The organism is Auraticoccus cholistanensis (genome assembly GCF_009742705.1).
Taxonomy (GTDB): Bacteria; Actinomycetota; Actinomycetes; order Propionibacteriales; family Propionibacteriaceae; genus Auraticoccus; species Auraticoccus cholistanensis.
In genome coordinates this window covers 437,712-449,611 of sequence record NZ_WPCU01000005.1, presented here as the reverse complement: position 1 = coordinate 449,611, position 11,900 = coordinate 437,712, and the positions used below count along the sequence as shown (strand labels likewise).

Annotated in this window: 12 protein-coding genes; all 12 read left to right on the top strand. The window is 74.5% G+C overall.

Annotated features, from left to right (window positions below; all coding sequences use genetic code 11):
* Positions 1–64: 64 nt before the first annotated feature.
* Positions 65–1,570, top strand: a complete 1,506-nt coding sequence (locus tag GC722_RS07995; protein ID WP_156609447.1) for a lactate racemase domain-containing protein — start codon at positions 65–67, stop codon at positions 1,568–1,570.
* Position 1,571: 1 nt separating this feature from the next.
* A complete protein-coding gene (locus tag GC722_RS07990) occupies positions 1,572–2,429 on the top strand; it encodes a lysophospholipid acyltransferase family protein (RefSeq protein WP_156609446.1) in 858 nt (285 codons plus the stop codon).
* A gap of 75 nt (positions 2,430–2,504) precedes the next feature.
* The gene (locus GC722_RS07985; RefSeq protein WP_156609445.1) at positions 2,505–3,497 is read left to right on the top strand and encodes a GNAT family N-acetyltransferase; all 993 of its coding nucleotides are present in this window, start codon (positions 2,505–2,507) and stop codon (positions 3,495–3,497) included.
* A 65-nt stretch (positions 3,498–3,562) separates the two neighbouring features.
* Positions 3,563–4,321: a YebC/PmpR family DNA-binding transcriptional regulator gene (locus GC722_RS07980; RefSeq protein WP_156609444.1), complete on the top strand. Its 759-nt coding sequence runs from the start codon at positions 3,563–3,565 to the stop codon at positions 4,319–4,321.
* A 90-nt stretch (positions 4,322–4,411) separates the two neighbouring features.
* Positions 4,412–4,963, top strand: coding sequence for a crossover junction endodeoxyribonuclease RuvC (gene ruvC, locus GC722_RS07975; protein WP_197429963.1), 552 nt, complete (start codon positions 4,412–4,414; stop codon positions 4,961–4,963).
* Positions 4,960–5,574, top strand: a complete 615-nt coding sequence (gene ruvA / locus GC722_RS07970; protein ID WP_331714534.1) for a Holliday junction branch migration protein RuvA — start codon at positions 4,960–4,962, stop codon at positions 5,572–5,574. Before ruvC ends, ruvA begins: the two co-directional genes overlap by 4 nt.
* Before the next feature lie 8 nt (positions 5,575–5,582).
* Positions 5,583–6,632, top strand: a complete 1,050-nt coding sequence (gene ruvB / locus GC722_RS07965; protein WP_331714533.1) for a Holliday junction branch migration DNA helicase RuvB — start codon at positions 5,583–5,585, stop codon at positions 6,630–6,632.
* Between the two features lie 164 nt (positions 6,633–6,796).
* Positions 6,797–7,189, top strand: coding sequence for a preprotein translocase subunit YajC (yajC, locus tag GC722_RS07960; protein ID WP_156609442.1), 393 nt, complete (start codon positions 6,797–6,799; stop codon positions 7,187–7,189).
* Positions 7,190–7,246: 57 nt separating this feature from the next.
* Positions 7,247–8,980: a protein translocase subunit SecD gene (gene secD, locus GC722_RS07955; RefSeq protein ID WP_331714532.1), complete on the top strand. Its 1,734-nt coding sequence runs from the start codon at positions 7,247–7,249 to the stop codon at positions 8,978–8,980.
* A complete protein-coding gene (gene secF, locus GC722_RS07950; RefSeq protein ID WP_231747550.1) occupies positions 8,980–10,158 on the top strand; it encodes a protein translocase subunit SecF in 1,179 nt (392 codons plus the stop codon). The genes secD and secF overlap by 1 nt, the downstream gene beginning before the upstream one ends.
* Before the next feature lie 23 nt (positions 10,159–10,181).
* The gene (locus tag GC722_RS07945; RefSeq protein WP_156609798.1) at positions 10,182–10,709 is read left to right on the top strand and encodes an adenine phosphoribosyltransferase; all 528 of its coding nucleotides are present in this window, start codon (positions 10,182–10,184) and stop codon (positions 10,707–10,709) included.
* Positions 10,710–10,766: 57 nt separating this feature from the next.
* The gene (locus GC722_RS07940) at positions 10,767–11,822 is read left to right on the top strand and encodes a potassium channel family protein (RefSeq protein WP_156609797.1); all 1,056 of its coding nucleotides are present in this window, start codon (positions 10,767–10,769) and stop codon (positions 11,820–11,822) included.
* Positions 11,823–11,900: the final 78 nt, after the last annotated feature.

Genomic DNA, 11,900 nt, shown 5'->3' with positions numbered 1-11,900 from the left:
CCGCCACCACCGCCGTGACCCGCACCCGCGAACGCTGCACCGAGCACGAGAAAGCGAGGGCCTGATGGCTCGCCCGGGCTTCGTCCTGACCGTCGACGACCGCACCCCACCCCTGCTGGTGGCCGAGGGCGGGGGTCTGCGGCTGCAGACCTTCCCCCGCGGCACCGAGGTGGTCTACCCCAGCGACACCAGCGGACGCCGGGTGGACGCCGACGCGGCCGTCGCCGCGGCGCTCGCCGACGCCCTCGACACCGACCCGCTCGCCGGCCGGCTGGCCCCCGGCCAGCGGCTGACCATCACCGTCACCGGGCTGGCCGAGCCGGTCGCGCGCGGGATGGACGTCCGCCAGCGGGTGGTCGAGCAGGTCCTCGAGCTGGCCGCCTCGGCCGGCGTGGACGACGTGGTGGTGCTGGTGGCCAACGGCATCGGGCCGCGGCCGACCGACCAGCAGCTGCACGAGCTGCTGGGGGAGCGGGTGGTGCGCTCCTTCCTGGTCGAGGGACGGCTGCGCAGCCACGACGTCCACGACCGCGACCAGCTGGTCGAGGTGGCCCCCGGTGTCGAGCTCAACGCCCGGCTGGCGGAGTCGGACCTGGTGGTCGACGTCTCCGTGGCCGCCCGCGACCGGGTCGACCCCGGTCGTGCGCTGGTGCAGAACCTGTCCTCCCTCGACACCCAGCGCCGGTTCCGCGACGCGGCCGACGACGACCCCCGGGTGCTCGCCGCGGTGGCCGCCCTGCCGCTGGTCTGCGTGCGCGCCGTGCTCGACCAGGTGGCGCACCCGCCCGCGCTGGAGTTCCTGGGCCGTCGCGAGTGGGAGTGGACGCTGCGGGACCGGGCCACCTGGTTCGGGCTGCGCCGGCTGGCGGCGCTCACCCCCGACCAGACCCGCCGCAGCCTGCTGCAGGCCCCGGCCGACCGCGGCGTGGTGGCCGTGGCCTCGGGCACCGCGGCGGCGGTGGCCGGCTGGACGGCCGAGCGGCTGGGCGAGCAGGAGACGGTGCCGGTGGACGGCCAGGCCGACGTGCTCGTCACCGGCGTGCCGCACCGCACGCCGTGGAACCCCGACGCCGCCATCGACCCGCTGCTCGCCGCCTGGTCCGCGCTCGCCGGCGCGCTCGGCGCCACCACCGGCACCCGGGCGGTCCGCGACGGGGGCGTGGTGATCGCCTTCCACCCGCTGCGGCCGGCGTTCTCCGGACGGGTGCACCCCTCCTCGGCCGACTTCTTCGCCGACGTGCTCAGCCAGACCACCGACCCGGCCGAGATGGCCGGGGCGGAGCAGCGCTTCGCCGACGACGACTGGTACCAGAACCTCTACCGGCACCAGCACGCGCACGCCGGCGTGCTGCCCTTCCAGCTGTGGGCCGAGCTCACCGCGGCCCGGCAGGGCGTCGAGCAGGTGATCTGGGTCGGGGCCGACCGCTCGGCCGCCGAGCGGATGGGCTTCCGGGCCGCCACCACCCTGGCCGACGCGCTGGAGATCGCCGCCGACACGGTCGGCCGCAGCCCCCGGATCCGCTACCTGCACACCCCGCCGGGGCTGGTCACCGACGTGAGGGCCGGCTGAGGTGGCCGAGCAGCAGCGGACCCCGGCGGCCTGGGCGACCTCCCCGTCCCGGCCCTCGCTGGCGCGCCGGCTGAGCGGCGCCGGGTCCGACCTGGCGCTGGTGCGGCGGGCACGCTGGTCCCGCGACCCGGAGGGGCGCCGGGTGCTGACCCGTCCCCGTCGCGGACCCTCGGTGCTGCGGGAGTGGCGCCACACCCACCTGACCCGGCCGCTGATGGCGGTCGGCACCGACCTGCACGTGGTCGGCGCCGGACACCTCGACCCCGAGCGGGCCCTCGTGCTGGTGGCCAACCACCAGCACCTGCGCGACGCCGACCTGGTCCGGGCCGCGCTGCCCGAGCCGCTGGCCCGGGCCACGCTGGTGCTCGGCCCCCGGGCCCTGCACGCGGCCGCCCGGATGCCGCGGCTGCCCGCCGCGGTGACGGTGGGCTCGCGGGTGCTGCTGGTCTTCGGCGACGGGGCGCCCAGCCTGGACGGCACGGTGGGTCCCTTCGACCCGGCGGTGGTGCAGCTGGCCCGCCGGCGCCGCGCCGACCTGGTGCCGGTGGCGGTCCGCGGCACCTTCGCCCTGCCGAGCCCGCGGCGCACCGTGGGCGGCGCCCTCGAGGGCACCCCGCCGCGGGTGTCGGTCCGCTTCGCCGCCCCCGTGGCAGCGACCGGCGGCACCGACGCCGAGCTGGCCGAGCGGCTGCGGCAGGCCGTGGTCGACCTGCTCGACGAGGACGCCCGCACCTGGTGGGAGGGGCTCGTCGGAGCACCTCCGCAGCCGGCCCCCGCCGCCACCTGGCGGCGGATCTGGGCCGCCACCGCACCGGCCGCCGCCGGCGGACGGGGTGGCGAGCGACGGATCTGGCGGTAGCGTGGTCGGACCCCACCCGGGGTACAGCAGCAGCACACGGCCGGAACCGCCCGGCACGACGAAGGAGTCGACCCGGTGACGCACGCCCTGGACTCGGTGACGTCGCTGCGGTGGCGGGCCGTGCAGCCGGGGGACGTCCCTGCCGTGGCGGAGCTGCTGACCGCGATCGAGCTCCACGACGACGCCGCCGAGCGCCACAGCCTCGACGAGCTCGACGTCAACATGTCCTCCGTCGAGCGGACGGCGGCCGGGACGGCGATCGGGTTCGAGGGCGGCACGGCGGTGGCGTTCGGCTGGAACCTGCTGAGCGAGGCCCGGGACGGCATCGAGCAGGTCTTCCTCTCCGGCGGGGTGCACCCGAGCTGGCGCCAGCTGGGGATCGGGCGTCGGCTGCTGGCCTGGCAGCTGGAGCAGGCGCGCGCCCACGTGCAGAGCCGGCGTGAGGCGGGCGCGCAGTGCCTGGTGGTGGCCCACTGCGACGAGAAGTCGACCGGCCGGCGGGGTCTCTACCGCCGGGTCGGCCTGGTCCCGGTGCGCCGCCACCTCGACCTGTACCGCCCGCTCTCCGGCGACGTCCCCGACGTCCCGCTGCCGGCCGGGGTCGACCTCGTGCCCTGGTCGGACGAGCTGTGCGAGGCGGTGCGGCTGGCCCACAACGACGCCTTCTCCGACGTCTGGCGCGCCCGGGAGGTCACCCAGGAGGAGTGGGCCGCCTCGCACGCCCGCGAGGCCGCGCGCCCGCAGTGGTCGTGGGTGGCGCTGGACCGGGCCAGCGGGGAGGTGGTCGGCTACGCGATCAACTCCGCCAGCACCGAGGAGTGGGCGGCGCAGGGCTTCAGCCAGGGCTGGACCGACCGGCTGGGCGTCCGGCGGCCCTGGCGCGGCCGCGGGGTGGCGCGGGCGCTGCTGGTGTCCTCGATGCGCTCCTTCGCCGCCGCCGGGCTGCAGGCGGCGGGGCTGGGCGTCGACACCGACCGGGTCTCCGGGCCGCTGCAGCCCTACGACGAGCTCGGCTACACGGTGGCCGACAGCGTGCTGCGCCACGAGCTGGTCGACGACGGCCGCTGACGTCCCAGGCCCGGGCGCGGTCACGGCGGACCGGGCACCGGCTCGTCGTTGTAGCCTTGGCTGTCATGAGCGGGCATTCCAAGTGGGCCACCACCAAGCACAAGAAGGCCGTCATCGACGCCAAGCGCGGCAAGCTGTTCGCCAAGCTGATCAAGAACGTCGAGGTCGCGGCCCGGCTGGGCGGCGGTGACCCCGCCGGCAACCCCACCCTCTACGACGCCATCCAGAAGGCGAAGAAGAGCTCGGTGCCCAACGACAACATCGACCGCGCGGTCAAGCGCGGCTCGGGGGCCGAGGGCGGCGGCGCCGACTACGAGACGCTGTACTACGAGGCCTACGGCCCGGCCGGCATCGCCCTGCTGATCGAGTGCCTCACCGACAACCGCAACCGCTCCGCCTCCGAGGTCCGGGTCGCGGTGACGCGCAACGGCGGCACCATGGCCGACGTCGGCTCCACCGCCCGGATGTTCCAGCGCAAGGGGGTGGTGGTGGTCAGCAAGGAGCAGGACGGGCGCACCCTCGGCGAGGACGACCTGCTCGAGGCCACCCTCGACGCCGGCCCCGAGGACGTCAACGACCTCGGCGAGGTGTTCGAGATCATCTCCGACCCCGCCGACCTGGTCGCCGTCCGCACCGCCATCCAGGACGCCGGGCTCGACTACGACTCGGCCGAGGTCTCCTTCGTCCCCGACTACACCCAGTCCGTCGACGCCGAGGTGGCCGAGAAGCTGATGCGGGTCGTCGACGCGCTGGAGGACTGCGACGACGTGCAGAACGTCTACACCAACGTCGACGCCTCCGACGAGGTCCTCGCCTCCCTCTGACCCGCCGGAGCCGCCTCCCGCCGCCGGGGGCGCCCGGCCGGTAGGCTCCGAACGTCTGTTCGACTGCGTGGAGGTGTGCGGGTGCGCGTGCTGGGGATCGACCCCGGGTTGACCCGGTGCGGGTTCGGGGTCGTCGAGGGCGTCCCCGGCCGCGCGCCGACCCTGGTTGACGTCGGGGTGGCGCGGACGCCGGCCGAGCTCGACGTGGCCCGCCGGCTGGTGATGGTCGAGGTCGCCGTCGAGGAGTGGGTGCGCACCCACCGGCCGGAGGTGGTGGCCGTCGAGCGGGTCTTCGCCCAGCACAACGTCAACACCGTGATGGGCACCGCCCAGGCCGCCGGGGTGGCCATGCTGGTCGCCGCCCGGCACGGCCAGCCGGTCGTGCTGCACACCCCCAGCGAGGTCAAGGCCGCCGTCACCGGGTCCGGCCGGGCCGACAAGTCACAGGTGGGCATCATGGTCGCCCGCATCCTCAAGCTGGACGCCCCGCCGAAGCCGGCCGACGCCGCCGACGCGGTGGCGCTGGCCATCGCCCACGTCTGGCGGGGCCCCACGCTCAACCGCTACGCCGAGGCGGTGGCCGCCCACGCCCGTCCGGCCCGCCCGGCCGGCCACGCCCGCGGCACCCGGGTGGCCCGGTGATCGCCCACCTGACCGGGACGGTGACCGCCGTCGGCGCCACCGCCGCCGTGCTGGACGTCAACGGCTTCGGCACGCTGGTGCAGTGCAGCCCGCAGACCGCCAGCGGCCTGCGGCTGGGGCAGACCACCACGCTGCAGACCAGCCTGGTGGTGCGCGAGGACTCCCTCACCCTCTACGGCTTCGCCTCCACCGACGAACGGGACTGCTTCGAGCTGCTGCTCACCGCCTCCGGCGTGGGGCCGCGGATCGCCCAGGCCGCCTGCGCCGTGCTCAGCCCGGCCGAGCTGCGCCAGGCCATCGCCTCGGAGGACCTCGCCACGCTCACCCGGGTCCCCGGCGTGGGTCGCAAGGGGGCGGAGCGGATCTGCATCGAGCTGCGCGACAAGATCAACGCCCTCGCGCTGACCACCGCACCGCCGGAGGTCCCGGCCGCCGCAGGCGCCCGCGAGCTGTGGCGCGAGCAGGTGGCCGGCGGCCTGCAGGGGCTGGGGTGGTCCGCCCGTGACGCCGAGGCCGCCTGCGAGCGGATCAGCGAGCTGGCCGCCGCCGAGCCGCAGCCGCCGGTGGCCGAGCTGATGCGCGCCGCCCTGCGCAGCCTGGCCAAGAAGTGAGGTCCGACGTGCCCGGACAGACCGACGAGCCCCACCGCACCGTCGACCCGTACGCCGACGAGAGCGAGCGCGCCGCCGAGGCCGTGCTCCGCCCCGCCAGCCTGGCCGAGTTCAACGGCCAGCCGCGGGTCTCCGACCAGCTCGGGCTGGTGCTGGCCGCCGCCCGCCAGCGCGACGCCGTGGCCGACCACGTGCTGCTCTCCGGCCCGCCGGGGCTGGGCAAGACGACGCTGGCCATGATCATCGCCGCCGAGATGTCGGCGCCGCTGCGGATCTCCAGCGGCCCGGCGATCCAGCACGCCGGCGACCTGGCCGCCATCCTGTCGGGGCTGAGCGAGGGCGAGGTGCTCTTCCTCGACGAGATCCACCGGATGTCGCGCCCGGCCGAGGAGCTGCTCTACCTGGCGATGGAGGACTTCCGGGTCGACGTGGTGGTGGGCAAGGGTCCGGGCGCCACCGCGATCCCGATCGACATCCCCCGCTTCACCCTGGTCGGCGCCACCACCCGTGCCGGGCTGCTGCCGGGGCCGCTGCGAGACCGGTTCGGGTTCACCGCGCAGCTGGACTTCTACGACCACACGGCGCTGCGCGACATCCTGCTGCGCTCCGCGCAGACCCTCGGCGTCGACGTGGTGCCCGACGCGGCGGCCGAGATCGCCCGCCGCTCCCGGGGCACCCCCCGCATCACCAACCGGCTGCTGCGCCGGGTCCGCGACTTCGCGCAGGTACGCGCCGACGGCCGGGTGACGCTGCGGCTCGCGCAGGAGGCGCTGGAGCTGTTCGAGGTCGACCACCTCGGCCTGGACCGTCTCGACCGCGGGGTGCTGGAGGCCGTCTGCCGGCGCTTCGCGGGCGGTCCGGTCGGGCTCTCCACGCTGGCCATCTCGGTGGGGGAGGAGCCGGAGACCGTCGAGGAGGTGGCCGAGCCGTTCCTCGTCCGGCAGGGGCTGCTGATGCGCACCCCGCGCGGACGGGTGGCGACCCCGGCCGCCTGGTCCCACCTGGGGCTGACCGCGCCTCGGGGGGCTCCCGGCTCCGGGGACGACCTGTTCTCCTGATCCGGGGGCGCCGCCGGGTGCGCCGGAGGGCCGGAGCGCGTCGGTCGCCGTTTCCCAGGACGGCGGGCTAGACTCCCGCGGTCAGCAACTTGCGGTGATCGCTCGCGCCCGCCTCCCGGCGTGCGCACCGCAGGTCGGACGAACCTCGAGCGCGATGCGGAGCCATGCCACAACAACTCACCACACCTCTGCTGCTGGTCCTGATGGTGGCAGCCTTCTACTTCCTCATGATCCGGCCGCAGCAGAAGCGGGCCAGGGCGCAGCGTGAGACCCTCTCGGCCCTGACGCCGGGCACCCGCGTGCTGCTGGCCAACGGCTTCTACGCCACCGTGGTGGAGGTGCAGGACACCGTCGTCGAGGTCGAGCTCGCCCCCGGGCTGAGCAGCTTCGTGGTCAAGCAGGCGGTCGTGCAGGTCGTCCCCGCCGGGAGCGACCCGGCCGCGCTGGAGCCCGACCGGGTGGAGCCCGACACGCTGGAGCCCGACCCCCTGGAGCCCGGGCTGGACGCCGACGGCGACGAGCGGCGCTCGCCGGGCACCCCCCGCACCGACTCCTGACCCCCACCTGAACTCCCGCGCCCGCAAGGGCGCACCGAAACCCCCGAGGACGAGCACGTGGCGAGCAGACACCCACGCCCAGGACGCACCCTGGTGGTGCTGTTCGCGGTCATCGCAGGCCTGTTCGGCCTGATGGCCGCGTTCGGCATCTGGAGCCCGAAGCTGGGTCTGGACCTGCGTGGTGGCACCACCATCACGCTGACCGCCTCCAACACCACCGGCGGCGGCTCGGTCGACCCCAACAGCCTGGAGCAGGCCCGCGACATCATCGAGCAGCGGGTCAACGGGCTGGGGGTCGGCGAGAGCGAGGTCACCACCGCCAACGGCAACCAGATCATCGTCTCGGTGCCGAACGTGCAGCAGGACGAGCTCGTCCGGCTGGTCGGGCAGACCGCCGTGCTGTCCTTCCGCGCCGTCTACGACGTGGCAGCCGTGCAGCCGCCGCTCGAGCCCACGCCGGCGCCCTCGGGCGAGCCCAGCACCGACCCCTCCGCCGCGCCCTCGGGCGAGCCCTCGGCCAGCGCCGAGCCGGGTGACCCGAGTGCCGTGCCGTCGCCCACCGGGGACGGCCGCCCGCCCGTCCAGCTGCCCACCGCACCGCCCACCCCGCGGCCCACCGAGCCCGGCAGCGGCACCCCGCCGGCGGAGGCGATCAACTGGCAGCCGAGCGAGCGCGACCAGGCCGACTTCGCCGCCTTCACCTGCGACCAGCAGATGCCCGAGGTCTCCGACCAGCCGCTGATCGCCTGCGACCAGACCGGTACCCAGAAGTTCCTGCTCGGCCCGACCCTGGTCGACGGCGACAAGCTCGCCGACGCCTCGGCCGGGATCCCGCAGAACCAGTTCAGCTGGGTGGTGAACCTCGAGTTCGACGCCGAGGGCGCGGAGCTGTTCGAGAACGCCACCGGCGAGCTCGCCCAGCGCACCGACCCGCAGAACCGCTTCGCGATCGTGCTCGACGCCCGATCCATCTCCGCCCCCTCGGTGGACTCCGCCATCCCCGGCGGCCGGGCCCAGATCGAGGGCGGCTTCGACCAGGAGACCGCGAACCAGCTGGCCAACGTGCTGCGCTACGGCGCCCTGCCGCTGGCCTTCGAGGTGTCCTCGGTGGACAACGTCTCGGCCACCCTGGGCGGTGAGCAGCTGGAGGCCGGCTTCATCGCCGGCGCCATCGGCCTGGCGCTCGTGGTCGGGTTCTGCCTGCTGGCCTACCGCGGCCTCGGCCTGGTGGTGATCGGCTCCCTGGTGGTGGCGGCCGCGCTGACCTACGCGCTGCTGGTGCTGCTGGGCGAGTCGGTCGGGATGGCGCTCAACCTGCCCGGCATCGCCGGCGCGATCGTGGCCATCGGCATGACGGCGGACAGCTTCGTCATCTACTTCGAGCGGATCCGCGACGAGATGCGCGACGGCCGCAGCCTGCGCTCGGCGGTCGAGGTGGGCTGGCACGCGACCAAGCGCACCATCCTGATCGCCGACGCCGTGCAGCTGCTGTCGGCGGTGGTGCTGTTCGCCCTCGCCGTCGGCTCGGTCAAGGGCTTCGCCTTCACCCTGGGGCTGACGACGCTGATCGACATCGTCGTGGTGTTCTACTTCACCAAGCCGCTGATGTCGCTGCTGGCCCGCACCCGCTTCTTCACCTCGGGCCGCCGCTGGTCCGGGCTCGACCCCGAGCACATCGGGGTCCGGGGGAGCCGTCCCCGCCGCCGCCCGCTCACCCCCGCGAAGGCCCTGGCCGAGCGGGTCGTCGAGAGCGCCAGCGGTCGCACCGCCCGCCCCGCCGAGGAGGCATGATGCGCCACTTCATCAACCGGCTGAACACCGGCACCCTCGACTACGACTTCCTGGGTCGCTGGCGGCGCTGGTTCGTCATCAGCGGCGTCGTGCTCGCCCTCTGCGTGCTCGGTCTGGTGGTCCGCCCGCTCAACCTCGGCATCGAGTTCCGCGGCGGTGCCGACTTCCAGGCCGCCACCACCGTCACCGAGAGCACCGTCGACGACATGCGCGCCGCGGTCGAGGCCACCGACCTGCCCGACCTCGACGGCACCACCGTCACCACCATCGGCGACTCCACCGTGCGGGTGCAGACCCGGACGCTGAGCGTGGACGAGGTGGTCACCGTCCGCGAGGCGATCGCCCAGCAGGTGGGCATCGGCTCGGAGGAGGTCGCCTACTCCCTGATCGGGGCGTCCTGGGGCGAGCAGATCACCGAGCGGGCGCTGATCGCGCTCGGGGTCTTCCTGGTCCTGGTGATGCTGGTCATCTGGATCTACTTCAAGGACTGGAAGATGTCGGTGGCGGCCATCACGGCGCTGCTGCACGACCTGGTGGTGACCATCGGCATCTACGCCTGGTCCGGATTCACCGTCACCCCCGCCACGGTGATCGGCGTGCTGACCATCCTCGGCTACTCGCTGTACGACACGGTGGTGGTCTTCGACAAGGTCCGCGAGAACGTGGTCGGCCTGCGCGACCAGCGCCGCACCTACACCCAGGCGGCCAACGCGGCGCTGAACGCGGTGCTGGCCCGCTCGCTCAACACCACGATCATCGGCGTGCTGCCGGTGGTCGCGCTGCTGATCGCCGGGGCGGCCGTCCTCGGCCAGGGCCCGCTGAAGGACCTGGCGCTGGCGCTGTTCGTCGGCATGGTCGCCGGTGCCTACTCCTCGATCTTCCTGGCCGCGGTCGTGCTGGCGAAGCTGCGTGAGCGGGAGCCGGCGATGGCCGAGCACCGCCGCAACGTGGAACGCCGCCTGGCCAAGGAGCAGAAGGCCCAGGAGCAGCCCGGTCCCGAGGCGGTGCCGGTGTCCGCCGGCTCCCCGGCCTCCCCGGCCGCCGCCGGTGACGGGTCCGCCGCCGCGGCCGGCCGCGACCGGGTGCGGGCCGGTGCCGGTGCCCGGCCGCTGAGCGAGGGCGCCAGCCGGCGTCCACAGCCGCGCCGCACCAGCCGCAGCGACCGGAGGCGGCCGTGACCGCGCTCGTGGACCGCTCGGCCATGCACCGCCGGCTGGTGGCCGACCTGATCGTCGACGTCCCGGACTGGCCGACCCCCGGGGTGACCTTCAAGGACATCACCCCGCTGCTGGCCTCCCCGGGCGGCTTCTCCGCCGCCGTCACCGAGCTGGTGTCGGGGGCGCCGGGGGACGTCGACCTGGTGGTCGGCACCGAGGCCCGCGGCTTCCTGTTCGCCGCGCCGGTCGCGCTCGCGCTGGGCGCCGGCTTCGTCCCGGTCCGCAAGCCGGGCAAGCTGCCGCGCGAGACCTACTCCCAGTCCTACGAGCTGGAGTACGGCCGCGAGACGCTCGCCGTGCACACCGACGCGGTGCCGGCCGGGGCCCGGGTGCTGGTGGTCGACGACGTGCTCGCCACCGGCGGCACGGTGGCCGCGACGGTCGACCTGCTCCGGCGCCTCGGCGCCGAGGTGCTGGGTGTGTCGGTGGTCCTCGAGCTCGGCTTCCTCGGCGGGCGCCAGCGGCTGCAGCAGCTGGGCGTCGACGTGACCTCGCTGGTCACCACCGACTAGGCGTCCTCGGTGGCCGAGAGCGGGTTCCGCAGCACGCGCTACCAGCCGCTGGTGCGCATGCCGGCGCGGGCGAGCTCCCCGGGGCGCACCCTGCTGCTGCGCGGCTCGATGGCCCTGGGGCTGCTGGTCTTCGCCACGCTGCTGGTGTGGTTCGACCGCGACGCCTACGTCGACCAGACCGGCAAGGACGGCGTCAGCCTGCTGGACGCGCTGTACTACTCGACGGTCACCATGTCGACCACCGGGTACGGCGACATCGTCCCGCTCGCCCCGCACGCGCGGATCATCAACGCCGTGGTCGTCACCCCGCTCCGGGTCGCCTTCCTGGTGCTCCTGGTCGGTACCACCATCGAGGTGCTGGCCACCGAGGGCCGCCGCATCATCATCGACGCCCGTTGGAGGAAGCAGATGCGCAACCACGTGGTGCTCATCGGTTACGGCACGAAGGGACGTGCCGCCGCGGCCACCATGCGCCGCAACAACATCCCGATGGAGAAGGTCGTCGTGATCGACGGCAACCCGACGGCGCTGCAGGACGCCAACCTCGACGGCCTGGCCGCGATCGAGGGCAACGGCACCCGCCGCGACATCCTGCGCCGGGCCGAGATCAGCCGGGCCCGTGAGGTGGTCATCACCCTCGACCGCGACGACTCCGCCATCCTGGCCACCCTCACCGTCCGCCAGCTGAACCCCAGCGCCCACGTCGTGGTCTCGGTGCGCGAGCACGAGAACGTCTCGCTGCTGCGCCAGTCCGGTGCGGACTCGGTGGTCACCTCCTCCGACGCGGTCGGTCGCCTGCTGGGCCTGTCGGCGGTGAACCCCTCCATCGGCACGGTGATCGAGGACCTGCTGTCGTCCGGTGAGGGGCTGGAGATCGCCGAGCGGCAGGTGACCGCGGACGAGGTCGGGCGCCCGCCCAGCGCGGTCGAGCGGGAGCGGGTGGTGGCCGTCGTCCGCAACCAGACGCTGCGCCGCTACTACGACCCGACCGTGGCCAAGCTCGAGCCGGGCGACATGCTGGTGGTGGTGCGCCGCAGCTCGAGCGACATCACCACCGAGTCGCTGCCGAGCAAGGAGCGCAGCAAGCCGGCGCCCGACGACGGGGGCTGGTGAGCCGGGAAGCACGGGCGGTCCGCGGGCGTTGACGTCGGTGAGGCGCCCGGGTGCGAGGGCGCGGGGTCGGTGCGGCAT